The organism is Vibrio lentus, from assembly GCF_030409755.1.
GTDB lineage: Bacteria > Pseudomonadota > Gammaproteobacteria > Enterobacterales > Vibrionaceae > Vibrio > Vibrio lentus.
The window spans coordinates 831,160-856,770 of record NZ_JAUFQE010000001.1 but is presented as its reverse complement, the minus strand read 5'-3'; the positions used below and the strand labels follow the sequence as shown (position 1 = coordinate 856,770).

Here is a 25,611-nt window from a genome sequence, read left to right as displayed (position 1 = left end):
TATATTAAACCGTGAACTTGTTCAGTAGTTCATCCTGTGCACGAACATTGTCAGTTTGTACCTGCATTGCCGTGTTTGCTTCTTGAGCTGCGTTGGATACTTGTGTTGAAAGGTCTTTGATCTTAACTGTGTTGTTATTGATCTCTTCCGCGACCAAGCTCTGCTCTTCTGCTGCTGAAGCAATCTGAATGTTCATATCTGAGATACGTTGAATCGCGTCACGGATACGGTCAAGTGAAGAGTTCGCTTGCTGAGCCCGTTCAACGGCGTCAGTGGCTGTGTCTTTACTTTGATTCATCGCATTAGATACCGAGCTTGCACCAGCTTGGAGTTGCTCGATCATGTTACGGATTTCGGTTGTCGATTCTTGAGTACGTTGCGCCAGAGTACGAACTTCGTCGGCTACGACTGCGAAACCACGACCTGATTCACCCGCACGCGCCGCTTCAATCGCTGCGTTCAATGCCAGTAGGTTCGTTTGGTCTGCAATATCGTTGATTACCTTAAGAATCGTTTCGATGTTCGCAGTCGCTGATTCCAGTACTTGTACTTCAGCTACAGCTTGGTCGATACGCGCTGAAAGGTTATCAATGGCTTGTGTGGTGTCACTGACGACAGATGTGCCGTCTAGCGTTGCTTCGTCAGCTTCACGAGCTGCTGCAGCGGCGCCTTGAGCATTGTTTGCTACTTCTGTTGCAGTCACTGCCATTTCGTTCATTGCGGTTGCTAGTTGTTCTAGCTCTTGCAGTTGCGTGTTCATCGCATTTGCTGATTCGCCTGCTCCTTTCACCGTGATTTCTGTACCACGTTTAATTTCAACACCAATCGCCTTCGATTGAATGATCTGATTTTGCAGGTTTTCGGTAAAGGTGTTGAAACCTTTCGCAAGGTCAGAGAACTCTTGGTCGGTGTTGGTATCTAGGCGCTTAGTTAAGTCACCTTGACCGCTCGCCACATCTTGAATTGCTTGGTTAAGCACATCCAGTGGACGCATTAACACACGAATCAGAATAGTCAGTGCAATGATGCTGAGAATAACCGCAATCAACGAGTAGATCATTGAGCTGTTTTTCAAATCTTCAACGGTTTGGTAAGCAATTTCTTCATCAAGGATTGCGCCTATGTACCAATCTTCACTTGGGATGTGAGTGAAGTTCACTAGGAACATCTTGCCGTCGACCTCAATTTCTTGAGAGCCTTCACGAATACTTGCTTGTGGCATGTAGCTTGAGAGCATTTCCCCATTGTTTTTCGCATTCGGGTGAGCAATTGTTGTGCCGTCAGCAGTGACTAGGAATAGGTAGCCTGCATCAAACAAGTTCACTTGGTTTACCAATGTCGCAAGGTTGGTCAATTCTAGATCGTAGAACATACCAGCAGTGAAGCGGCCGTTGTCTTTAACTGGCGTACCCACTGAGATGATGACTTTCTTACTTGATGCATCCACATAAGGAGCGGTAACAACTAAACTGTTTTTGGATTTAGCATCAATGTACCAAGGGCGGATTCGTGGGTCGTAATCTGGACCTGCTTCCCAACCGTCATCATTTTCAATGACGAAACCGTTTGCTTCGTAACCAAAGCCAACCGCAAGAAAGCTGTTTTTAAGCTTTGGTTTCTCTAAGATTTCTTTTACGTATGTACGATCTTCTGGGTTGATCTCGATGACTTCAGTCGTCGATTGAGCCAACGCTTTCTTAGCGTTCATCTCTGATTCGACGGTATTCTTAACGCCAGAAACCATTTCTTTCAGGCTCGCATTGACGTGGTTTTCTACAGCACTTCTTACAGTGTAAAGTTGTTGTATTGAAAGCAATGATACTGTCACTAGCAGCAAGGCTGATGATGCAGCAACCACCTTATGGCTAAATTTCATTGAGTGTTCCCCTTCTCACAGGCTTTGCGAAGTCTAAAGTTAATCGTGTTTTTCTAATTATATATATCGACGAGATTGAAATTTACTTGAATGTAATTTCACAAAATAGACTACAAAAATACAACAACCTAAACAATACAAAATTCACTAAATCACATATTTGTTACTTTTAGTATTTGGTTCAATGAGTTGAAGATACACGCGAGCCCAGAGCCAGCGGGTATTGATAATTTATTAATTAGACGTTTATGTGTGTGGTTTTCTATTAAAAAACGATGGAGAGGATAAATAGATATGAAATCAAGCGAACTGCAGGTTTTATATATTGATGGAGTTTTGGGTGAGAAGGTGAATATCTTCAACGAAAATAAAAAGCCCCACAAAAGTGAGGCTTTAATAGAGGATGTTATATAAGTAGCGTCTAATTTAGAATATTAGATGCGCTACACCAGCGATAACTGGAAGCGTAATTAAAGTACGCAGAATAAAGATAATAAACAGCTCTAGAATGTTCACTGGAATCTTACTGCCTAGAAGCAGAGCGCCTACTTCAGACATGTAGATCAGCTGAGTTACCGACATTGCTGCAATAACAAAGCGAGTCATCTCGTTGTCGATAGAAGCAGCAAGGATTGCTGGGATAAACATATCCGCAAAACCAACAACAATCGTTTCAGATGCTGCAACCGCTTCAGGAACACCAAGTAGCTCTAGGAATGGAATGAAAGGTTGACCTAGGAATGAGAACACTGAGGTGTATTCCGCAATAACCAAAGCCATAGTACCAAGACCCATAACTACAGGCAGTACGCCGAATACCATATCCACGGCGTTACGAACGCCTTCGCCAAATACAGACTTAGCTGATTTAACTTGTGACGCTTTGTTTACTGCTAGCTCAAGACCCCAAGAGAACGTTGAGTGACCCGCAGGGATCGCGTCAGCGTCTTTGTGTGGCTTGCTGCCATCAATGAAGGTGTCTTTCTTCATGCTTAGTGGAGGAAGGCGAGGGATGATTACCGCAGCCACAATACCCGCTAGACAGATTGCTGCGTAGAAAGGCAGGAATAGGTGCTCCAGTTCTACTTGAGCAATAACCACAAGACTGAACGTAATAGATACTGCTGAGAAAGTGGTACCAACAACCGCAGCTTCACGCTGAGTGTAGAACTTCTTCTCGTACTGTTTGCTTGTAAGAAGGATACCAACACTGCCGTCACCTAACCAAGAAGCCATACAGTCGATAGCACTACGACCTGGCAGGTTGAAGATTGGACGCATTACTTTGCTTAGCAGCGTACCGAACAGTTCTAACAAACCGAAGTTAAGTAGAAGTGGTAATAGTAAACCTGCAAAGATAAATACTGAGAACAGTGTTGGAAGTAGGCCTTCTAGTACAAGACCACCAGTGTTTTCTTCCCAGATAAACTCAGGGCCTACTTGGAAGAAAGCCATGAATGCAGCAGCACCACCGATAAGACGAACCAACAACCATAGTGGAGATGGGTTGAAAAGACCGTTTAAGAAAGAGCTTGATGTAATGAATGTAGGTTTGAAAATGGTGCTTAAAACGGAAGCTACAGACATGAAAGCAACGATTGCAGTGATAATAGAAACTAAGTATTCACCAAAAACCGCTTGAATTGATTTCGCTAGAATAGCGACAGGGATCGTTAGATCACCTTGGTAGCTGATTGGAGCCATGAAAAGGAACAAACCAATCAGAGATGGGATTAAGAAAACCCAGAAACTGCCTTTAGATTTCTCTGGTTGAGCAGTATTCGTGTTGTTAGACATGTTAATTGTTCTCGTATTTCTACATGTAAAAAAGCCACATCCTTGGCGTTTTTATTCTCTAAACATCCGTATTTTCTCACTGGCTGCAAGATTACCCAGTATTGATAGTGCTTGCAATACTATTCATCAAATATCGCTAACTATTCACACTGGTTATTCTGCAACTCATTAAGAGTTTAGAATAAAGTGTTGCGGATGTTACGTATATTGAGGATATATTGCCAGATATTTATAAATTGATTGGAGTTTCAGTCCGATAGGTTAGATATAGCCAGTAGCTAAACGCAATAATGAATGCAAATGAAGCCGGAAAAGCCAGTGCGTTAATCTCAAAGCGTTGAAACAGGCAAGCTCCGGTTAAGCCCCCAAACAAAAAGCCAACCACAATGAACATGAGTAGCTTTGCTTTTCGACGGTCAAACGGTGTGCCTTTGAGGCGAGCGCCAATCATGATCCCAAGATCGGTAATGATGCCACTCATGTGTGTGGTACGAATAATCGCACCGCTGTAAGTGGTAATCATCGCATTTTGCAAGCCACATGCAGCTGAAGCGAAGTATTGCCCTGAAGTAAAACCTTCCAGTAGTGCCCAAAGCGCCAAAAACAGCAATCCACCCTCAATACACAGAGCAACACCGTATCGACGACCCAATTTCAGAGCTTGGTTTTCAATAAAGAATCCACTGAAAGCAGCGCCCAACATAAAACTCATGATGACCAATAATAGGTGTATTGAAGCACTAGTGGGGGTTAGTAAGCTACTGCCCAACAGAGACATAGTGCCGGATATGTGGGAGATGGCTTGGTGTTGGAAGCCGAGTAAGCCGATAGCATTAACACTGCCAGCTAGGCCTGCTAACAGTAAGGCGCCGTATTCAACCCAGCGAGGTAGCTTAGAAATCATGTGGTTCACCCTGGGTTAAAAAGAGGAGCAGATTATAACGCTAGCGAAAAGATACGCTAGCGTTGTGGAGCGTTGATATTTGATCTTAGGCAACAGTATTGCAGTTTGTTTTAATACGGGTGCTTTATAAAGATAACGGTCATTAGCAAGCTAGTTGTAGTGATTCATTTGATGGTCGAATTTGACCCAACCGTGTTTCCGTTCTTCGTAGACTGAAAAGCTTGGTAACGGAAAGTCTTGCTCTTTAAATAACCCGAGCGGGACAATATAAAAATCAGCCGCGGCTACGGACTGTAAAAGCATGGTGGTGCCACACTTAGGACAAAACTGATAGGTGACTTCATTGCCAGTATCGCTGATACGTGAAAAAGAGGTGACTTCTCCGCTTAGCGTTACTTGCTCTATTGGGTATCGAGCTTGAACGCCGAACACACTTCCGGTGCGTTTCTGACATTCATAACAATGGCAGACAGAGGTTCGTTGAGGCTCGCCTCTACATACTAGGTTGACTGCTCCACAGCGGCATTCGCAACTTCTGATATTTCTATCTTTAATATGATTGATATCCATCCATGCTCCACTTCCAGTTAACCCTGTATTGATAATTATACTAAAGCCCTTTATGGTCTGCACAACTGGATGAAAATAAAAGAATATAATCGCTCATGAAAAAGAAAATCTTACCTATACCTCTGATTTTACTGATTCCGATTGTCATGCTAGTCGTGGTGATACTGGCGGGTATCTATCGCTTTAGCTTAAGTGACGAAGAGATCTTGGCGAAGTTCCCTTCTTCACAAGTCAGTTATGACCCAGTCGTTGAAACTGTTTTTGATTTGAAGACGACCAACCCATGGACAATTAAAGTCCCTGAGACCAACGCTTACGCTTTTATCAATGAAGTCGATGAGACAAAAGCAATCGCGTTTGGGCGCTATGATTCTGGTGTTGAACGCGGTATGGCGATAGTAGACACCAAAAGTATTTCTGCCGTGACATTGGGCAAAGCGAGTTTCTTTGTTGCGCCAATGTGGATATCGAACCAAGGCAGCGGCGTATTTTATTACCTTGGACTGTTTAAACACGATCAGCAGCGAAGCCGTGTTGTGCTCGTAGACCAGCTTTTACTCGGCGATCGCGTGAAAATCCAAACCTTAGATGTGACTCAGCCCCCTGAAGATACGACAAATAGTAAACTTACAGGGAAAGGTTTTATCGGCTTTACACAGCATTCTGCGGAACAATCATTCGCAGAAGCACCGTCTGAAAAGGTGTTAATGAGTTTTTCTTTTGATACGCAATCAATTGGTAAGCAATAACGTTTTTGTTCGTATAAGGATCTGTTGTTTATGTGAGCCAAATTACATATTATCGTAGTTAGATGAATGAAATTTAGACACTCCTCAAGGCTGTGTCTGCTTATATTTTTACAAATGGAGCTTGCGAATGATTAATAAACGTTTTTTTAAAACCAAAGATGAAGTGGAAGTGACCTTCGAGCTGGAAGCTCAAGAAGCAAATTCAGTTTCGATTGTGGCTGATTTCCTTGATTGGAAAGCAACCCCAATGAAAAAGTTGGCGAAAGGGAAAGTCTACAAATTCAAAACTCGTCTGCCTAAAGATGGCGAGTTTCAATTTCGTTACCTTGTTGATGATCAAGAGTGGGTGAACGATGCGAATGCGGATCGTTATATCCCCAATGATTTTGGTGGCGATAACTGTTTGGTATCGACGGTTACTGCTTAACCTTAACGTAGTTACGTAGTTATTTAATTGCTTAACTGCTGACTCGTGAGACACACTGTTCTACGGGCGTATTCAGTCAAGATTTCACGATCAATACAGCTTGTTTATTAATTAAGCAAAGCGGGATAACCTAAATCAATAGAAAGCAGAAACCAGGTGTTTCTGCTTTTTTATTTTTAAATTTAGCGGTTAATTTTATTTGCGATAAAGTGTTTTACAAGGACGGTAACTCAATGACTTAGGTGCGATGAGTAAGATTCGCATCATATTATGACAATGCATTGATGATTTATGCGTTTGAAAAGCATATCCTATGCCTTTATATCGTAGAAAGACCTGTTTACCGTGTATTCAAAAATATTCTCCTCTCCGTTTTCTGAGCTTTCACCTGTAAAAAAAGCAGCTATTTTAGGGCTGCCACTTATTGCAGTTATCGGTGTTGCTTTACAAACTTCTCAATCAGATCTGACCAAAACGATCGATCTTGATTTACCGGACTCAACCGTGATTGAGTCAATTCTGTCACCTTCTTCTGTTGTTATTATCGAGCCGCCGACATTTGAGTATCAAATTCAAACGGGCGATAACTTAAGCAGCATTTTCACTCAGCTTGGATTTTCTTATAAATCGATGATGAGCGTGATGGAAACGGATTTAAACTTCCTTGCGCTAGACACGCTTCGACCTGGTAACACATTACGCTTTTGGCGTGACGAGGCGACGGGCGATCTGTCTAAGATGGAAATTCAATTTAGTGTTGCTGATAAAGCGGTTTACCGACTGCTTGATGACGGTAGCTACGAATTTGAAGACATCTCTATTCCTGGTGAATGGAAGCAAAGACCTCTAGTGGGCGATATTCAAGGCAGCTTCTCTATGTCGGCGAATAAAGTCGGCCTGAACAGTCTTGAGATTGACCATATTGTGACTCTTCTTAAAGACAAGTTGAACTTTAGCCGTGACCTACGTGCTGGCGATCAGTTTGAGGTGCTTCAGAAAGCTCAATTTGTTGACGGTGTTGCAACCGGAAAACGTGAAATTGAAGCGATTAAGATCATCAACAGAAATCGCGTTGTTTCTGCTTATCTTCATACCGATGGCCAATACTACGATGCGGACGGTGATAGCCTACAACGTGCTTTCCAACGTTACCCTGTGAGCAGTAGCTGGCGTCAGAGTTCTCAATTCAACCCTAAGCGCTTACATCCTGTGACAGGTCGAATCTCACCACATAACGGTACAGACTTCGCGACGCCAATTGGTACGCCAGTTCAAGCTACCGGTGATGGTAAAGTGATAATGACCCGTAAACACCCTTACGCGGGTAACTACGTGGTGATTCAGCACGGCAGCACTTACAAAACACGCTACCTGCATTTAAGTAAGATCCTTGTTCGTAAAGGGCAAACGGTGTCTCGTGGTCAACGTATTGGCTTATCGGGTAAAACTGGCCGAGTGACAGGTGCGCATTTACACTACGAACTGATCGAACGTGGTCGTCCTGTTAACGCGATGACAGCGAACATTCCGATGGCCGATTCTGTGCCGAAAAAGGAAAAAGCGACATTCGTAGCATCGAGAGATGAAGCCGACAAGCTGCTTAAGAAAGCGTTGGAAGAGCAATCTAACAACAGCTAGTGATAGCGAGTCGATATCGCGATGAGTCTAATCGGTGAATAAGCGAATAGCTTGGTCACTTATATATCTAAACATAGAAAAGCCGCGAGTGCTGATTTGAATACCTAAGTGTTCAATTCTGCCTTCGCGGCTTTTTTGTTGTTTAAGCTACACTCTCTCAAAAGCCAAAAGCCAAAAGCCAAAAGCCAAAAACCAAAAACTGAGAGATCTTATAGACCTGAAGACTTTTGCTGTCATACGCTCAGCGCATTTATATTGCTGACGATGGTTTCTGGGCGGAGTGGGCAAGAATAGAGGTAGCCTTGGATACTGTCGCATCCCATTGAGTGGAGTTTATCTAACTGCTCACGTTCTTCGACACCTTCCGCGACGAGTGAGACACCCAGTCTTTGCGCCAATTGAATGATCAACCAAACGACGCTTTCTGATGTGGAGTTGGTTAACAGGTTCTGGATAAAGACAGCATCGATTTTAATGCAATCGATAGGGTAGCTGTGGATGTAGTTCAGGCTTGAATAGCCAGTACCAAAGTCGTCTAAAGCAATGGTGAAGCCTTGTTCTCGAAGATAGTTGAGGGCGTTTTTGACTTCAGGTGTTGGTGAAAGCAATACGGTTTCGGTTAATTCAATAACAAACTCATTCGCTTCGAAGTTGTACTGTTTGATCGTTTTAGTCAGGTATGCAAGGTAGCGCTTGGAGTCACTAAGTTCGTGAGCTGAACAGTTGATACCCAGTTTGATCTTATAGCCTAAGCCTTGCTCAAGTGTGATTTTTGCTAGGCAAACGAGTTCGATAATACGTTCACCTAACTCGACAATAAGGCCAGATTCTTCCGCGACTTGTATAAACTCTACTGGAGATATGTCTCCGTGTTGAGTTGTTTTCCAACGAGTGAGCACCTCAAAATATTCCCAGCGCGTATCGTCTTTGCCTACGATCGGTTGGACGACCACATACATTCCATTGCCTTCAGATGAAGGGGCATTGGCTTGATTGCCATTAGATACCGTTTTACTTGATATTGAGCCTTCAAGCTCACTGCGTAAAGCCGCAATCAGCTCGGTTTTTCTTTGGTAGCGAGCTCTTAAATGGGTGTCGTAACATTGGATGTGCGTTTCAGTGTGCTGCTTACATTCTTTTAAAGCCAAACTGGTATTAAAGATGATCTGTTCTACATCTTTATTGTTTCCGTCTGAGCGAGCGATACCAATACTGACATCAAAATCAATCTTCAAATCAACGCTGCAGTAGCCTTGTTTTATTTTGGTTACTATCTGTTCGCAGATACCGATTGGGTCGTTGTGATAAGTAATGAAAGCGAACTCGTTACCTGCTGTTCGAAAGGTTAAGTTGTTCTCTGGTAATGTTCTGCGTAGGGTTTCAGCGACATGCTGCAATACCTTGTCACCAATGTAATTACCGTGCATGTCGTTAATGGCTTTGAAGCTGTTTATATCTAACAGAGCCACAGTAAAAGGGGTCGCATTCTGTTGAGTAATGGACTCTAACGTATCCGACAAACAACTGCGGTTGAGCAACCCAGTAAGACTATCGTGTGAAACTTCATAACTGAGTTGATTGACCAACTGCTCAGATCGGTCGTTGAACCACATCTCACGTAAGGTGTGGATGACGATGTCTGCGAAAAGTTGATGGTGTTTGATCACTTCTTGTTGTTGGTCTGGGCTAAGAGGTGATGTGAAGGTCGAAAATAGCACACCCATGACTTCGCCACTCTGAGTTCGAGTGGGAATCGCGATCGAGTTTTGAGAGGTGATTTCTTGCCTGAACGCTGACGTTGGCAAAGATTTAACAATGTATTGAGCGAAAGAACAATCAGGGTGACTTTGATTAACGGCTTGTTGGTAGATGTGACCATGACGTGGATTGATTTTGTCATGCAGTACGTGGTCAGATTGCGCAATCACCAAAGGTACCATTTGGTCTGGAAAGTATTTTTTCTCAATGATGCTGGTGTATTGAGTACCAAATGTTTGATGCAAAGTAAGCACGGCCGACTCTAAAAGGTCGATACCTTCCAATTTCAGTAAACGGCCAATGCGCTCTGTATCTATCATGCTGCTGTGCGTATGTTGAGTCATAGTCACCATCCGTAGCTAACCAGAATCAGTGTGTAAGCTGTATGTGTATGATTTTTATGAGCATAGTTTTTAAGTGTATCGTCTTGTATGCATAAAAACGGCACACATAATTAATATGCGTCTAGTTTATTATTGGTCGTGTTGTGCATTTTTTCAAACTCAGTTGTGACTTATTTCACAAAACCTGAGTGCTACGTTCTCTGTCTAGCCTGTCTTTCAGGTGATCCAAAAATAGCTTTGTTCGTGTATGTGAGTAGTCAAGCTTAGGGTAGTACGCGTAAACCATCACTTCGTCGGCCGTTATATTTGGCAAGACTGGAACTAATGTCCCTTGTTTTAGATCTTCTTTGATCATTGCTTTGATGGTTAAAAGCACGCCCATTCCTCGCTTTGCCGCATGAAACAAAGCCTCTGGGTTGGTAGTCGCGAAGTTTCCATTCAACGTGATTCGCTGACCTTTAGTGAGTGTCACTTCTCGAGTCGGGCGCTCTCCCCAGATTAAGGAATTATGCTGCTCTAAATCTTGTTCGCAGGTGGGGTAACCGTGTTTGGCGAGGTAACTCGGTGCTGCATAGAACCCTGCTTTGTGCTCAAACAAGGGCGTTTTCTTGAAGCTTAAAGAGTTAAGCTGTTCCAATTCTCGACTGATCACAAGATCCAATCCAAGCTCAGGTAATTGCCCAGAAGTGGTGGTGATGAGCTGTACCTTGATATCTGGGTATTTCTCTAAGAAGTCGTCCATGTATTGCACGAGAAACTTAGAGCCAACGGCAATGGTCGCCCCTATTTTTAGCAGGCCTGCTGGTGTTTGGTTTACTGAGCGAGTCTCGTCAATAATCGACTGCCAATTATCGAGCTGATCTTTGGCTCGCAGGTAAAAGAGTGCGCCTGCTTCGGTTTGGCTAATTGAGCGAGTCGTGCGCTTTAATAGTTGAGTGCCAATGCGTTCTTCTAGCCAGTTCACTCTTTTGCTGATCGCAGAACTGGTGGTATTCAGTTTACGTGCGGCTCCATTGAAGCTGCCTTCTTCAACTACTCTTACGTAGCTTTTTACATTAAGAATCCAATCCATATTATTTCCTGCTGGGACTTAATCAAATTCCAATTTGGTTAATTATCAATTACTGGTTTTGAATATAGACTTATATCATGAACAAATAACAAACGAATAGGGAATTTTTTGAGCCAATCGACCTTTAAAAAAACGCCGTTACTCTTAGCGATGATGATCATTGCTACGGGGCAAGTGGGTGTGAGTATCTACCTCCCATCATTGCCATTAATCGCTTCTGACTTAAGTGTTACCCAAGTGGATGTGCAACTGCTCGTTACACTGTTTCTTGTGGGTTTTGGCTTGTCGCAGCTATTTTATGGCCCTATGTCTGATGCAGTGGGAAGACGACCTATCTTCTTGTTGGGTCAGGGTGTTTATCTGATTGGTACTATCGTTTGTTTTGCATTTTCCGACAATATGACCGCTTTAGAAGTTGGCCGCTTGTTGCAAGGTTTAGGTGCGGGCAGTGCTTCGGTGCTCGGGCGTAGTGTTCTTAGGGACAGTTATGATGGCTCTCAACTCACTAAGGCGCTGTCTTATATTTCAATAACAGCTTCTATCATGCCGATTATTGCGCCAGTGTTTGGTGGTTGGATCTCGTTTCATCTAGGCTGGCAGGCGGTGTTCCTGTTTGTTCTATTGTATCTATTGGCCATATATATTCTCGGTTACTTTGTGTTGCCCGAGACACTGCCTTACGGAAAGAGTCGTTTTGAAGACAGCCAAGTAGTGAAGAACTACGGGCGCTTGTTGACCAATCGCCAAGTGATCAGCAGCGCGAGTTATAATTGGATGAGTTACATGGCGAGCTTGGTGTCGTTATCGCTGTTCCCGTTCTTGATGCAAGAGCAACTGGGATTGACCGCGGCTGAATATGGCTCTTTGATGATTGTCCCTTCGGCAGGATTGTTGATCGGCAGTGTAGCGTTAAACTTACTTAACCGTCGATTCAGTACGCCGCAGTTAATGAGCTTAGCGATTTTGATCGTGTTGGCGTCTGGCACTTGGTTATTAACACATGAATTATCCATCTTTAACCTAGTATGGGCATTCACTTGGTTGGCGATAGCGCAGGGCATCTCTTTTCCTCTATCGATCAGCATGCTGTTGGAACCGCATAAGAAACAAGCGGGTGCGGTGTCTGCGCTGTCGGGCTCTATTCAAATGTGTTTGGCGGGCTTGTTAGGTGGGTACTTAGTTGAAAGCTGGGTCACGACTCACCTACAGCTTGGCGTGTTCTACCTGATTATTGGTGCCGGTATGGGTTCTGTACTGTGGTCCTCAAGTCGAGCCAACAAAAAAATCGCCTCTGCAGCAATAGAGTATAGCTAGATAAGTTTTATACTTGCACGCTCTAGTTAAAGCGTTGTATTTGTGTTGATGGTTTCCTACAATACTTCGGTCCATTTAATAGGTGTAAAACATGCAGCAAAATGAATTTGAAGTACTGGTAAAAGCGATCTGCGTACTGGATGGCTTGCCTCAAGCGCTCGAGCTATTGAAATCCAACGAGGATACTGAAGTCGCTGAGGCTGCAGAATCACTGACTGGTCAATTTGCGTTAGCTGAAGTTGACGGCGAAAAGCGTATTTACCACGTGACGCTTCAAGAGAATGAACAAGGCGAAGAGCAAGAGTACATCGAACACGTTATGAACGAAGGCGATGACTTAATCAAATTTGCAGCTTGGTTCTTCGAGACAATGTTCGAATTAAAGCAAAAAGATACGTACCAGATTGCTGGTAAAACTTACAGACAGCCAAAGCGTAGCTAGTGTTATAACAGCTTCGTTTGAAAGGTATCTTTAGAACTAACGGTTTTTTAGAACTCAGCCTTTTTCTAAAAGCAGCTTATTAGGCTGCTTTTTTGTTGCGTTCTATTTATAAACTCATATGTAAGTTTGGAATTTAATTACATAAAAGTGTGATGTGAGTCTTGTTTTTGGGTGCTTTAAGTGTAGAATCCGCGCATAAGAAAATTGATTATGTGCGGAGATAAGCATGAATTACGAACTAGGCCACGCATACCTTGGCCAAATGGTAGCAAAAAACATGATGCACGAAGCATTGTATGGCAAGTCAAAGCCAAAGAAACCATCGTTCTTTAAACGAATGATGAAGAAAATGTCTAAGTAAGCATTTTTAAACGGAATTTTAAAAGGCCTTAAACTCAATGAAGTTTAAGGCCTTTTTCGTTTAAGCAATTGATGACATTCAACGCTCTTTTTTATTGTGGATGGACACAAAAAATCTTTTAACTCAGCAGCTTACTCAGCTTACTCAGCTTATTCAGCGAGCTTTGGAGATCAACTGGCCGATTGGTTAGATAAATCGACAACGTTGTTTGGAATGGAATCTAGACCATTTTCTTTCATCCAAGCTTCTAAGTTGTCTGCTCCGCCAATGTATTTACCATCAAGCCAGATCTGAGGGACGGTGACTGGTGTTTTTTCACCAATGTGCGCTTTTACTTCTGGAATCATGCGATATAGAGCGGCGCTGTCTTTCACGACATCGTGGTATTGGTACTCCACACCCGCTTCATCAAGCATTTTCTTTGCTTTGACGCAGAATGGGCATGTCGCTTTCCCGTAAACAATGTTGCCTTTCAGGCTGTCTCGTTTCGTCCACTCTTTGATTACTGATTGAACTAACACTCCACGATTGAGTGCTTCGCCTTGGCTAACAACCTTGCCTTCAACGACAAGAATCGGCGCATGCCAAGAACCCAGCTTGAGTGGTTCCCACCAATGAGATAACCAATCTTTCACTTCCAGTTCGACATCGACATCGGCTAATTCATTCTCAAAAGTGTCCTTAAGAATGTCTTTAGTAAGGGTACATTCTCCACATGGGATATTGACTTTAAATGGACCCCAGCTGCCTGCCCAACGGTATAGTGTAATCTTGACTGGTTTCTTCATGGTTACGACCTCGTTTAAAATTCTCTTATCAATATAGAACGGACAGTAGCGTTATTTATTTCACTCGCTTTAAACTTTCTTCGATTTCGATGGTCTTTTTGTTTCCCAGTGGGTAATAAAAGCAACTGACGCAATAATAATAGCGGCTCCTAGCCATAAACGACCAGGTGGAACCCAACTAAATACGATCCAGCCTGCTAATACATTGAGTGGAAGCTTCGCGTGGTCAAATGGTTGAACAAAAGAAGCATCGGCTACGGAGTACGCTTTTACAATTGCCCATTGTGCAAGGGCAGTCATTACGCCAATGACCACTAATATTCCCCAGATAGTGCCACCGCTCGGGGTCTGCCAATCGGGCACAGCAAGAAGAAGATTAAAGGGTGTGATTAAAAGAAGAAGATAAACCACCATGGTCGATGGGCTGTCTTGCGATGACAGTTTTTTCACCATTAGAGAGTAGCACGCCCAAAAGAATGCAGCGCCAACAGGCAGTAGCGTTGCCCAGCTAAAATCTTCTGCCCATGGTTCCAAAATGACCATAGCACCGATGAAGCCCGCTAAGGTAGCACCCCAACGAGCTGCGCCTACTTTTTCTTTTAAGAAAAGCCCAGATCCGATAGTCGCAAAAAGTGGCGAAGTCATAAGAAGAGCAATACCTTGCCAAATCGGCACAGGGTAAGCCAGCGCCCAAATCCACAGCTGAATACCAATAACCGATAAGAAGACTCGGAACACGTGCAATTTTAGATTATCGGTTTTTAGCGCGCGGCGAATCCCTAACGTTTTAAGGTAAGGCAGAATAGCAAGTAACGCGATAGCGTATTGAATGACGGCGACGGTGGTAGAAGTAAGTCCGAAATGAATGCTAGCGATTTGAGTAAGGCTGTTAATGACAGCAAAGGCTAAACCAGCGGTTAGCATCCAGCTAGCGCCTTGAATCGGATGGTGTTGTGACATGATGCTTCTAATTCTTTGATGTGGTTTGTGTATGATACGGATTTACCACGATGAAACCAGAAAAAGCATTGATGAAGTTCGTCAGAATATTCGAATATGAAAAAAGGTTGAGCTATTGCCCAACCTTTTTAATCTTTATCTAAAGTAAATTTAGATTAGAAGTCGTAACGTACACCTAGACGAAGAGTGTCTTCGCCAGCAGTAACTAGACCATTTGCATCTTTAGCTTCATCTAAGCCATTAAGGTAATATGCAACGTATGTACGGAAGTTGCTGTTTAACTTGTAGTAACCAGCTAGCTCGATGCCGTCAACAGAGTCTGCTGTAGAGCCGTTTGCTGCTTCGTCTTCTTGATACGTGTAAACAACTGCAGCAGAAATTTGCTTCGTGAACTTGTACTGCGCTGCAAATTCCATTGCGGTGAATGATTCTGTATCAGTACCAACTGCTTTATCGTCGATATCACCGGTTGAGTAAGTCGCTGCTAGGTAAAGGCTATCAAGAGAATATGCTAGACCTGCAAGGATTTGGTTTGCGCTACCATTCCCTTCACCTTTATCTTCACCAGAGTATGCAAGACCAAGGTCTAGACCGAATGGCAATGAGTAAACACCAGAAAGACCGTAGCCGTCAGAGTCCTTGTCGCTGTTGGTTTGGTAAGTTGCTTCTAGTTGTAGCGCATCAAAACCGCCACGGTATGCAAATACGCCATCTTCTTTGTCAGAAGCTGCGCCGAATACTTGTTGAACACCAGAGAACTCAGTGATATCCGTAAAGTCAGAAACGATTACTGAAGCCATGTCTTGACGACCTACCGAAACAGCCTGGCCATCGAAATCAACACCAGCGTACATGTAACGGTTATTAAACGTGTTATCGCCAGTACCTTGTTCTGCTTCATAGAAGCCGAATGCAGTTGCAGAGTCAGTTAGTTGAGTTTCACCGCCAATGTTCAGACGAAAACGAGTTTCATCGCTCATCGAACCTTCAATTTCAGCGCCTTTTGACGTTCCAATGAAATCACCACGGAATTCAGCACGACCGCCAATCTTAAGCTCAGTACCGTCAGAGCTGTAAACTGTTGCTGCTAGAGATGAACCTGAAACTAGTGCTGCTACCACTGCAGAAGCTAGAACTGCCTTTTTCATAATCACTTACCTTGTATTTTAAAATCCGTGAGCAATGCGCTCTCCGTTTCGATATGAAGCTAATTTAGAGCAGATAAATTAAGCTTTCATTTCTATAAAATTACATTTTCGTGAATAGGGAACTTTTTTACATGTTGATTTTATTGCACTTTTATTTCAAGGGGCTGAGTAATTAGTGAATAGATATACAAGCTCTGGCGCTTTTCTATTTGTCTGTTTACGTTTTGATTGGCGGTTTGTTCGTGGTCGCTAAATAGCAACGAAGGGAGATCGTGAACTCTCGTCGCCGAATAACAGTTTGTGCTGGTGGTTATATCCTCTATGATGCAAAAACTTCAAAGCGAATAGATTCTGCTCAACAGGACGGAGAGGTTTCATGAAAACAGAGTACTTAGGTGACGTTTTACAAGGTAGACAAGTTATTGGAGTCTTGAATGTGGACGACTTACCTACTGGGGAACATCAGTTTTGGTTCCAAGTGACCAGCGATGGACTAGGGCAACCGAAAAATATGCCAGTGTCTGTTTTTAAAGGAAGCCAAGATGGCCCAAAGTTGATGATCACCGCCGGTATTCATGGTGATGAGTTGAATGGTGTGTTGGCTGCTCAACAAATTATCAGAGATCTCGTTGGCAAGAACTTAACTGGCACCGTGACTATTGTGCCTACGGTCAACTTGTCTGGTTTGTTAAATCATAGTCGCGATTTTATTTCTTCTGATCCGGGTTCATGTCCGGCTAATCTCAATCGACTTTTCCCTGGTGATGCCCATGGTTTAGCTGCCGAGCGTTTTGTGGCTTCATTATGGGAGCGCTTACTCAAGCACAATGCAACGTTCGCGGTTGATCTTCATACCCAAACGCGTGGTGCGGTTTATCCTCTCTATGTTTTTGCTGATTACCGGATTGATCAATGCTTGGAGATGGCGAGATTAATGCAACCCGATTGCGTGCTCAATGACCCCGGTGACCCAGGTATCTTAGAAACAGTATGGAATCGAAGTGGTATCCCAAGTATCACGGTCGAAGTAGGGATGGGTAAATTTACTCAGCCTGACATGATTCAAAGGGCAGTCGATGGCGTGCTTAATATGCTGTCTTACTATGAGATGTCTGAGGCTGTCGGTGAGCAAATAACAGAGCCTAAGCAACTTCCCTATCTTGATTGGATCGAAGGCAACAATGTTGTGTCTATTCGTGCCGATATCGGTGGTTTTGTTCTACCTCAGGTTGAACTCCTACAAAGCGTAGAACAAGGTGAATTGTTAGCGATTCAATATGATGCATTTGGTAACGAATGCCGTCGCTATCACGCGCCGTCTGCAGGGCGTGTACTTAGCTATAATGTGGATGCATTAAGGGAGCCGGGGGCGCTTGTTTGCCGCTTATTGAGCTAGGCCTAAGTTAGAAAGTCGCAGGATCAGTTAAATTTTCCGTTATTTGAAGTGGAAAAAAAAGACCGAGCAGAGCTCGGTCAAAGGACAGTTGTCTAGAGTTAACACGTCTTTGGACTCTTCGACATAACTGCTCTTAGAGTAACGAGATTAAATTAAGAACCCATTGCGAGATGGTGACACTTCGACTGCTTTTTTGTTTCAAAAATAATATCGGAAAACATCATCTTAAGCTCATGAAAAAGCCGACTGCGAGTTACGCTAGTCGGCTTTTTATTCTCTTTTCTTTCGAATCTTTATCTCTATCTAAACTTGATTAAAAAGCATCATCCACAATATCTTTTAGTCGATCGTAAGGTACATAGCCCGGTAGCACCTGATCATTCATCATCATCGTTGGCGTTCCTGTTAAACCCAGAGCGCTAAAGGTTTGATGGTTGGTCATTAGCGTGTTCTTTTGTTCATCTGTAGTGTCCAACTGGGCTTCTGTTCCCGTTTTCTTCGCCACAGCTTGTAGTGAAGATTTTGTATGGCTACCACTTTTTGCCATCAGCAGTCTGTTGACTTCAGGGAAGGCTGCTGGGTTATCCTTCCATACTTTCATCGCGTATAGAGCTGCATTGGTATCAAGGCCATCTACTTGTTGCTGCTTAAATGACAAGTACACATTGATGATTTTGATATCACTATTTTCAGAAGCTAATTTCACTAAGCCTTTCTCTAAGCGTTTACAGAAAGGGCAGTTGTAGTCAGTGAAGTTAACGATGACTGATTTTCCGTCAGGGTTGCTCGTGATTGGGTGAGCGTCATTGTTATACAACCAGTCGTGACTCTCTGCTTGAGCTTTCTTTGCTTGCGCTTGACCAGCGACATACTGCTCTAAACTTGTATGCAGCCCTGAAATCGTAGAAGGATTCTCCTTCAGGAACTGGTTAATTTCTTCGAGTTGCTGGGTTTGTTCTGTGCTTAACTCAGCGAAGGCACTTGTGCTCATTAGTGAGCCTAAAATCAGTGTGCTAATCAGATGTTTTTTCATGTTGTTTATTCTCTAATTCTTGATAATCGTGAGCGCGTTTTGGGTCGCGCTCACGGTATTATTGTTTGTTAAATTGGCTTTAATCGGTTCATTTGCTCTGCTCTGTTTTTCTTAGTGAGCGAGTTATGCAAAGTAGGTTCTTAACCACAGGCCAATAGGGGAAGTAACGCCGGTTGCGATACTGCTAATCTTTCCATCTTTGATGATGACAATACTTGGCGTGACATTGACTCCCCAACTTCTGCTGATCGATCCAGAGAGATCATTGATAACAGGGAAGTCATACTCTTTGGCGCCTAAGAAGCGCTGAACACGTTCGTCAGGGCCAGATGAAAGTGCGACAGAAACTACTTGATGGGAGTCGCTGAAGCTATTAACCGTCGGGCTCACCAATTTGCACGCGCTACACCAAGTCGCCCAAAAATAGACAATAACGGGCTTACCGCTTTTGCTTAGCTCGATAACATCAATATCCTCACCTTGGATCGACTGACCCACGATTGGAATCGCGTCTCCTTGAGGCATGCTTCTGCTGTGGTAAAAATCCATGGCAAACGAAACCACGCCAACGATCAGTATCATTGAAACGAGTTCCTTTCCCCACTTCTTAAGACGGCTTGGCTTTTTGGTTTCAGCCTTTACAGCGTTATCTTCAGCAGAGCTAGGCTTTTGTTCGTTGTTGGGCGTCTTCATCAATTATCTCGCAGCGTCGATGGCTTGAATAACAGTGTCACTGTCTAGAATCACGGGCAATGGAATACCATTTTTATAGCTCGGGCCATAAACGATATTAAATGGCACACCAAATCGCCCATTACTTTGTAAGTATTGAGTGACACTTTCACTTGGTGTTGTCCAATCGCCTTTCATCAAAACAATGTCTTCTTGTTGCAGGTGGCTGTAGACAGGATCTTGAAGAATGACGCCAATTTTGTTGGCTTTACAGGTGATACACCATTCAGCAGTCACGTCGACAAAGACGGTTTTTCCTTCTTCGACCAACTGAGGGATTTGTTTCGCATCCAGCTTCTGCCAATCAAGGTTATCGACAATTGGCGTTGCCCAGTTATCAGCAGTAACACTACCGACGATCAATGCAGCACCAAATACCAAGGTTGTGGTTGCCATGATAGGAATCAGTACCTTGCGCCCTAATTTCATGCCAATCCAAATTAACACTGAAACGACGATAAACAGTGACAACAAGATGGTTGGGAACTTGCCAATGAATGGGCTCAGTAGGCTTGTTAACCACAGACTGGTGATGAACATCATTAAGCCGAATACCAACTTAACTTTGAACATCCACGCGCCCGGTTTTGGCAGCAATTTAGTTAGGCTTGGGAATAACGCGAAGATCAACCAAGGTGCGCTCATACCAATGCCGAGTGCGATAAAGATAGCCCACAACTCTTGGTAACTTGCGCCCAGAGCATAAGCCACTGCGGTTCCTAGGAATGGAGCGCTGCAAGGCGTCGCCAATAGTGTCGCAAACATGCCTTGGATGAAGTGACCGGAATGTGAGTCGTCGCCTTTGGTTGCCATCCAAGTGTTTAAGCCTGACGGAAGCCTGAATTCGAATAGACCGAGTAGGTTAACTGAGAACAGTAGGGTAATGATCAGCATGAACCCGATGAACCAAACATTTTGGAACTGGATTCCCCAACCAATCGCATTGCCACCCATTTTTAGAACGGTCATGCCTAGAGCTAGCAGCGCAAACGAAGTGATAACACCGGCAGCAGACGCTAGGAATGAGAGTCGGATGTGGCGGTTTGAAGCACCTTGGTTCTGAATGATGCTGTTTAGCTTCATCCCTAATACGGGTAGAACACACGGCATGATGTTGAGGATCAAACCGCCCACTAACGCAAAGCCAAGCATGACTAGAAAGCTGTTGTTGCTTGTTTGGTAAGCTATCGGCTCTGACCCAACTTGCGCGGTCATCTCTTCGGCAAAGTTAGTATCTGAAACGGTAACACTCACTGTGCGATCCGTTAAGTCGACCTCGCCGATCCAGTTACTCACATCGAATACTGCGGTCATTGTATTGTCTGTGATGTGGACGGTTGGTGGAGAGAAGAAATCATCAAGCACTTCTTGTCCATCAATCAATACCATCGGTTTATCCCAGCCTTCCTTACTTGTTAGCTGAGTAACCAGTTGTTGTTTGCTTTTATCCCAGAACAGGCCGTTCACTGAAGTGCGGTTAGCTTCTCGTGGAGATTGGCTCATGCCTTGATTGAACAAGAACATCGCTTCTTCATCGAGCTCTAATGTTTGCGGATCAATTGGCAGTTCGATGTCGTAATCGGTTAACACACAGATATTGGTACACGACGGAAAGGTGAACGACGCCTTGAACAGTGCTGGTTTCGTGTTGTCTTTCAGTGTCAACGTAACGGGAAAGCTGACGTGTTTTTTGTAGCCTAACGTCATCACGTCCAGTTGTTCGTAGTACTTAGGGATCGGCCAATGCCACTCTACCGACTCTATGTTTGTTGAACCAGACCAGTCCCAACTTGGCGGGATACCACCTTCGCCGGGGCTACGCCAATAGGTTTTCCAATCGCCGTCGAGAACGACATCCAGCACGGTTTGAATCTTAGAACCGTCGTCCGATTGTTCACCCGTCGACATCATTCGCATCTTGACTGGTGGATGTTCAGGTACGCTGAGCCAGCCCGTAGTCTGTGCCAAAGCAGTAAATGACGTCATAACCAAAAGGGCAGTGACTAGCGTTTTCGCGCATGTACGCATGCAGAATGCCAACGAATCGACAAACTTAGTTAGTAGTGTGTTGTACACAAATGTATCTCCAAAAAATAAATAAAAGGGTGTAGTAGCCCGGTTATTTACTCTCTAAATATACAGTGCTTTAGATGTAAGCGGTGTTTTGTAGGTCGAGAAGAGCGATGGTTATCTCTAGACAATCTCGAGATGTGCGGTGATAGGCTGTACGCAACAGCAATAAACAGGATAAAAGGAATCAGCCAACCTGTTTTAGGTGTCGCGAAGGTGAGCATTTTTGAGCTTAGGCTGCACGCGCTAGAGTTTGGCGCTGACAGAGTTTTAGAAGCTTCTGAACCAAAAACGCTGGCATAGAGCTCAGACATTTTATCGAAAGATGCGACGATTGCTTGTGGGTGGCTGGTTTCTGCGCCGACAAGTATTGATTGTCCAATTAAGGAAGCTGAAGAGGTTACTTTGTTTGCAGACAGCGTACTCGCCAGACAGGTTACGATAACCAGTCCGGTAAGGAACAGCGCCCAAAGCGAATGCTTTTGTCGGCGGTTCTGTTTAGATAAGAAAAGTAATGGTGTATTCAGCAAATCAGTCAGTATTCGAATCAGTTAGTCGTTAGTCGCTAAAGCGATCTCGTTGAATTGTGGCTAGCTTAGATAACTTTGCTCTGAGCTACAAGTCATATAATTGTCAAAGCAAAAGGGATGCATAAATGCCAAACCTAGCGAGTGAGGCATCAAGCATCAGCTTAAGTTCATAATAATTTGTTCTTTTTCTCTGACCGCTGTTTTTCTCATCAACGTGACTCGATTTATCACCAAAGTAGTCGTTTTCTAATCAAGATAATCGTTTTTTAACTAAGGGACTTGTTTCTAACAAAGGTGACTGTTTCTAGCTAAAGTGAATTTTTTTAGCCAGATAACTTTTTCCAAGTAACGGTTTTAAGCGCCTGTTGCGCATATATGAGGGGCAGCTTGGTTTTGTTTGAAAAAAATTAAGTAAATCGCAGACACAAAAAAGCCCAATTGCTCGTTAGAAACTGAATTGGGCTTTTTCAATCAGAGCTTAGTGCTCGAAATTCAGAGGCTTTCTCGGTTCACTTAGTGAGTACGACGAGGGCCGTTGCGAACTAAGTCTTTACCATTTTCGAATACTTCTTTAGTGATCCAGCGAGCAAGCAAAACCTTGTGACTGCTGTTGAATACTGCAACGAAATGACGACCATCAGAGTTATTGGTTGCCATACCTACGCCTTCAACGCCTTCAAGACCTAAGCCACCCGCTTCCACTGAAATTAGGAATTGTTCTAGCTCTTCTAGCGTCTCAATAATATCAAGTTCGTTGTTCATTTTATGCTCTCTTGCTGTGTGCCAACATTGGATTTTAGGCGTTTTAGTACATGCGCCTGAGAAGAAGTATTGGCCGTTGTTCTTTGTTGGTTGCGTACTTTACAGGTCATAAGAGGGGATTGGAACTCTCAAATATTAGATACGAGCTGATATTTTGCGACTTTTTAACATAACATACGTTTAAATGCTTGTTATCCATATTCTTTTTACTACTATTTAGAGGGTCAATTTAGACATTAATAGGAATTAATATGATGAAGGTTTGGCGTTGTCTATTTTTAATGTTGGCGTTTGTCGCATTCGGAAGTTTTGCGCAAAGCGTGGAAAAAATAGCAGTAGCACAAGATCAGTTAATGCTCGATCTGGCAACACTAGAAACGGCGCACGATGCTGAAAAACCCTTTCTTGAAGATATATTAAGGCGTAAGAACCAAGCCTTACGCGAAGAGATCTTTTCACAGTTATCGTCAGATAAAAAAGAGGGGCTTGATGTCACTCTTACTCAGCAGGTTGAACTCTTACAAAAATTGCTGTCATTGAATGAAGTTAAAATCATCTCAATGAGCAAAGAAAACCGTTCGGCTGAAGGTGATGTTAAAAAACGTCTAGAGTTACGCATTCAAAAACGAATCGGGATGATGGATGTCTATTATCAGCAGCTTGCTAAGACACTAGATTGGTCAAAAGAGCGCGGTGTGGATGTAGCTGTACCGGAAGGTGAACTTAAAACGGCACTTGTTGGTCGTTCTAAATATCTGACTAATGCCATTCTTTACACCGACACACAGCGACAAGATCTAGAAGCGCGCCTGTCTTTCGTCAGTGAAGAAGAGAAAGCGGTCATTAAAAAGGAACTTGAACGATTCAGCGAGCGAACCAGTGTTATGGTGGCGAGCTTAGAAGAGACCATCACGTTAATGGAACCGTATGGCGTGGATGTGACCTCTTACAAGCGTGTGCTTTTGGCAACGACGGGTGATATCAACGCTGACGTGTTGGATGTTGATGTCGCACTTGAACTGCTAGATGGTTGGCTACGTTCGTTCAGTTCATGGGCTTTCGAAAATACCCCTTCTTTTATCGTTAAACTCGCTCTGTTTCTCGGTATTTTGTATATAACTCGCCTTATTGCTAACGTCGCCCGCAAGACCGTTCGTAAGAGTGTTTCGCACTCTAAAATGGACTTCAGCGTACTGATGCAGGATTTCTTTGTATCCATCGCATCTAAAGCGGTCGTGTTTATAGGTTTGCTGATTGCCCTTTCTCAAATAGGGATTGAGTTAGCACCACTATTAACGGGTTTCGGTGTTGCGGGTGTCATCATTGGTTTTGCATTGCAAGATACGCTGTCTAACTTTGCGTCAGGTTTGATGATCTTGATCTACCGTCCTTATGATGTGGGTGACATGGTTAAAGTTGCTGGCGTGCAAGGCACAGTAAAAGACATGAGCTTAGTATCGACAACCGTCCAAACCATTGACAACCAACGTTTGGTTATTCCGAACAACAAGATCTGGGGTGACGTTATTAACAACATCACAGCAGAGCGTGTGAGACGTGTGGACATGGTGTTTGGTATCGGTTATTCCGATGATATCGATAAAGCAAAAGCGGTATTGAATGACATCATCATTGCGCACCCTCTAGTACTTAAAAAGCCAGAGCATATGATCAAACTTCATACGTTGAATACATCTTCTGTTGATTTCGTAGTAAGACCTTGGGTTAAAACCGACGATTACTGGGATGTGTATTGGGATGTGACGGAAACCGTGAAGAAACGCTTCGATGAAGAAGGCATCACGATTCCATTCCCTCAACGCGATGTACATGTTTACAATCACGAAGAGAGCTAATCCGAAAAGAATTAAGTACGGCTTAAGGTCGATTTTTTCTTAATGTGAAATTAAATGGACGCTGAGTAAGCGTCCATTTTTATTGGCTGTCAGTTTAAATTGAGCTTCATTCTTTTATGTCACTTCACCGACCTTAGAATTACGTTATGATGGGGTAGGCTTAGTTTGGACAGTTGAAATCGAATGGATGATTCACAGCAAAAAACAAATACTAGAAATACAACGGTTAGAAAAGCGACCCGAATCGAAAGCGTCATGAACTCTGCGATGTGGCATTTAACTCAGCGAGATATGACGGAAAGCGAGCTGATTGCAAAGCTGAAAGTGAAAACCGACAATCAAGAATGGATCGATGAAACTTTGGGTACCCTGAAAGGCTTTGGGTATCTTAAGTCTGACCAAGTGTTTGCAGAACAATTTGTGGAACAAGCGTTCTCGGGTGAATTTGGTTCTCGATATATTGTCGAAAAACTGAAGAAGAAGGGCCTGACGGACTCAGTGATTTCTGATGCGATTCATAAGGTGTCATTCGAAAAGTCTATTGATGAACAAACTATCTTGATAGACCGAATCAACCATTACTACACAAGCTTTACCATGAGTCGTGAAAAGCTGGTTGCGACGCTGCAAAAGCGTGGTTTTAGCTATCAGCAAGTAAAAGTTGCGATTGACCAGCACTCACAAGCGCATGAACTAAAAAGTAATATCCAAATCAAGGCTGAGAAAGCCGATTTAGAGAAAGAAGTACTCAAGTACGCTCGCAAGGGCAAAGGCTTGACCGCGATTCAGCAAGAGCTCAGACAGCGAAAAATCGACACGACTGAATTGCCACAATTGGTCGACCGATTAATTAACGAAGAGCAGCTAGATTTTTACTCTTCTTGTTTAGAACAATTGCAGAAGAAATCTTATGATCTTAAAGATCACAAAGAGCGTTCAAAGGCTTACGCGATGTTGAGCCGTAAAGGCTTCTCTTCTGACGAGATCAAGTTCGCTTTGAGTGAAGGTAACGAGTAGCGGGTACTATTGAGTTCAGACATACGTAACGGGATAAGTATCTAGCCTCAAAACACCGAAGCTTCAG

General features: G+C 43.5%; 23 protein-coding genes. 9 read left to right on the top strand and 14 right to left on the bottom strand.

What is annotated here, in order from left to right:
* Positions 1-4: 4 nt before the first annotated feature.
* From QWZ07_RS03520 to QWZ07_RS03505, 4 genes are all read right to left on the bottom strand, one after another.
* Entirely contained in the window at positions 5-1,876 is a 1,872-nt protein-coding gene (locus QWZ07_RS03520) for a methyl-accepting chemotaxis protein (protein ID WP_099165764.1), read from the bottom strand.
* Positions 1,877-2,302: 426 nt separating this feature from the next.
* Positions 2,303-3,673, bottom strand: a complete 1,371-nt coding sequence (locus tag QWZ07_RS03515; RefSeq protein ID WP_017105635.1) for a YjiH family protein — start codon at positions 3,671-3,673, stop codon at positions 2,303-2,305.
* 229 nt (positions 3,674-3,902) lie between these two features.
* Positions 3,903-4,577, bottom strand: coding sequence for a YoaK family protein (locus QWZ07_RS03510; RefSeq protein WP_029223295.1), 675 nt, complete (start codon positions 4,575-4,577; stop codon positions 3,903-3,905).
* A gap of 150 nt (positions 4,578-4,727) precedes the next feature.
* Positions 4,728-5,210, bottom strand: a complete 483-nt coding sequence (locus QWZ07_RS03505) for a GFA family protein (RefSeq protein ID WP_017105637.1) — start codon at positions 5,208-5,210, stop codon at positions 4,728-4,730.
* A gap of 32 nt (positions 5,211-5,242) precedes the next feature.
* On the opposite strand from QWZ07_RS03505, the gene QWZ07_RS03500 reads away from it, so the two are divergent.
* The 3 genes from QWZ07_RS03500 to shyA all read left to right on the top strand — a co-directional run bounded on the left by QWZ07_RS03500 (position 5,243) and on the right by shyA (position 7,961).
* Positions 5,243-5,896, top strand: coding sequence for a hypothetical protein (locus QWZ07_RS03500; protein ID WP_192852772.1), 654 nt, complete (start codon positions 5,243-5,245; stop codon positions 5,894-5,896).
* A gap of 127 nt (positions 5,897-6,023) precedes the next feature.
* On the top strand, positions 6,024-6,323 hold the full coding sequence (locus QWZ07_RS03495; protein ID WP_017105639.1) for an isoamylase early set domain-containing protein: 300 nt from the start codon (positions 6,024-6,026) through the stop codon (positions 6,321-6,323).
* 345 nt (positions 6,324-6,668) lie between these two features.
* Positions 6,669-7,961, top strand: coding sequence for a peptidoglycan DD-endopeptidase ShyA (gene shyA, locus QWZ07_RS03490; protein ID WP_192852773.1), 1,293 nt, complete (start codon positions 6,669-6,671; stop codon positions 7,959-7,961).
* A 233-nt stretch (positions 7,962-8,194) separates the two neighbouring features.
* On the opposite strand, the gene QWZ07_RS03485 is transcribed toward shyA, so the two are convergent.
* The gene (locus tag QWZ07_RS03485; RefSeq protein ID WP_102313844.1) at positions 8,195-10,063 is read right to left on the bottom strand and encodes a putative bifunctional diguanylate cyclase/phosphodiesterase; all 1,869 of its coding nucleotides are present in this window, start codon (positions 10,061-10,063) and stop codon (positions 8,195-8,197) included.
* A 175-nt stretch (positions 10,064-10,238) separates the two neighbouring features.
* Positions 10,239-11,135 (bottom strand): LysR family transcriptional regulator, encoded by an 897-nt coding sequence (locus tag QWZ07_RS03480; RefSeq protein WP_192852774.1) that lies wholly within the window; start codon positions 11,133-11,135, stop codon positions 10,239-10,241.
* A gap of 108 nt (positions 11,136-11,243) precedes the next feature.
* On the opposite strand from QWZ07_RS03480, the gene QWZ07_RS03475 reads away from it, so the two are divergent.
* From QWZ07_RS03475 to QWZ07_RS03465, 3 genes are all read left to right on the top strand, one after another.
* Positions 11,244-12,449, top strand: coding sequence for a multidrug effflux MFS transporter (locus QWZ07_RS03475; protein WP_192852775.1), 1,206 nt, complete (start codon positions 11,244-11,246; stop codon positions 12,447-12,449).
* Between the two features lie 91 nt (positions 12,450-12,540).
* Positions 12,541-12,891, top strand: a complete 351-nt coding sequence (locus tag QWZ07_RS03470; RefSeq protein ID WP_017105643.1) for a hypothetical protein — start codon at positions 12,541-12,543, stop codon at positions 12,889-12,891.
* A gap of 226 nt (positions 12,892-13,117) precedes the next feature.
* On the top strand, positions 13,118-13,252 hold the full coding sequence (locus QWZ07_RS03465; protein ID WP_017109040.1) for a hypothetical protein: 135 nt from the start codon (positions 13,118-13,120) through the stop codon (positions 13,250-13,252).
* A gap of 170 nt (positions 13,253-13,422) precedes the next feature.
* Here QWZ07_RS03465 and QWZ07_RS03460 read toward each other — a convergent pair whose 3' ends face one another.
* The 3 genes from QWZ07_RS03460 to QWZ07_RS03450 form a co-directional block, all read right to left on the bottom strand.
* Positions 13,423-14,040 carry a glutaredoxin domain-containing protein gene (locus tag QWZ07_RS03460; protein WP_017109041.1) on the bottom strand — a complete coding sequence of 206 codons (618 nt, stop codon included), beginning with the start codon at positions 14,038-14,040 and terminating at the stop codon, positions 13,423-13,425.
* A 69-nt stretch (positions 14,041-14,109) separates the two neighbouring features.
* Entirely contained in the window at positions 14,110-15,000 is an 891-nt protein-coding gene (locus tag QWZ07_RS03455) for a DMT family transporter (RefSeq protein WP_076666903.1), read from the bottom strand.
* 155 nt (positions 15,001-15,155) lie between these two features.
* A complete protein-coding gene (locus QWZ07_RS03450) occupies positions 15,156-16,148 on the bottom strand; it encodes a porin (protein WP_065104546.1) in 993 nt (330 codons plus the stop codon).
* Positions 16,149-16,524: 376 nt separating this feature from the next.
* Here QWZ07_RS03450 and QWZ07_RS03445 point away from each other — a divergent pair, with 376 nt between their 5' ends.
* Positions 16,525-17,544, top strand: coding sequence for a succinylglutamate desuccinylase/aspartoacylase family protein (locus QWZ07_RS03445; RefSeq protein ID WP_192852776.1), 1,020 nt, complete (start codon positions 16,525-16,527; stop codon positions 17,542-17,544).
* 313 nt (positions 17,545-17,857) lie between these two features.
* Here the strand turns inward: QWZ07_RS03445 and QWZ07_RS03440 are convergent, their stop codons facing one another.
* The 5 genes from QWZ07_RS03440 to QWZ07_RS03420 form a co-directional block, all read right to left on the bottom strand.
* Positions 17,858-18,577, bottom strand: a complete 720-nt coding sequence (locus QWZ07_RS03440; RefSeq protein ID WP_192852777.1) for a DsbA family protein — start codon at positions 18,575-18,577, stop codon at positions 17,858-17,860.
* Between the two features lie 123 nt (positions 18,578-18,700).
* On the bottom strand, positions 18,701-19,270 hold the full coding sequence (locus QWZ07_RS03435; protein WP_192852778.1) for a protein disulfide oxidoreductase: 570 nt from the start codon (positions 19,268-19,270) through the stop codon (positions 18,701-18,703).
* Positions 19,271-19,273: 3 nt separating this feature from the next.
* Positions 19,274-21,337 (bottom strand): protein-disulfide reductase DsbD family protein, encoded by a 2,064-nt coding sequence (locus tag QWZ07_RS03430; RefSeq protein WP_192852864.1) that lies wholly within the window; start codon positions 21,335-21,337, stop codon positions 19,274-19,276.
* 95 nt (positions 21,338-21,432) lie between these two features.
* A complete protein-coding gene (locus tag QWZ07_RS03425) occupies positions 21,433-21,909 on the bottom strand; it encodes a hypothetical protein (protein WP_133149071.1) in 477 nt (158 codons plus the stop codon).
* A gap of 513 nt (positions 21,910-22,422) precedes the next feature.
* Positions 22,423-22,671 (bottom strand): hypothetical protein, encoded by a 249-nt coding sequence (locus QWZ07_RS03420; RefSeq protein ID WP_017105653.1) that lies wholly within the window; start codon positions 22,669-22,671, stop codon positions 22,423-22,425.
* A 251-nt stretch (positions 22,672-22,922) separates the two neighbouring features.
* On the opposite strand from QWZ07_RS03420, the gene QWZ07_RS03415 reads away from it, so the two are divergent.
* A complete protein-coding gene (locus QWZ07_RS03415; protein WP_192852779.1) occupies positions 22,923-24,527 on the top strand; it encodes a mechanosensitive ion channel family protein in 1,605 nt (534 codons plus the stop codon).
* A gap of 183 nt (positions 24,528-24,710) precedes the next feature.
* Positions 24,711-25,544 carry a RecX family transcriptional regulator gene (locus tag QWZ07_RS03410; RefSeq protein ID WP_017109048.1) on the top strand — a complete coding sequence of 278 codons (834 nt, stop codon included), beginning with the start codon at positions 24,711-24,713 and terminating at the stop codon, positions 25,542-25,544.
* Positions 25,545-25,611: the final 67 nt, after the last annotated feature.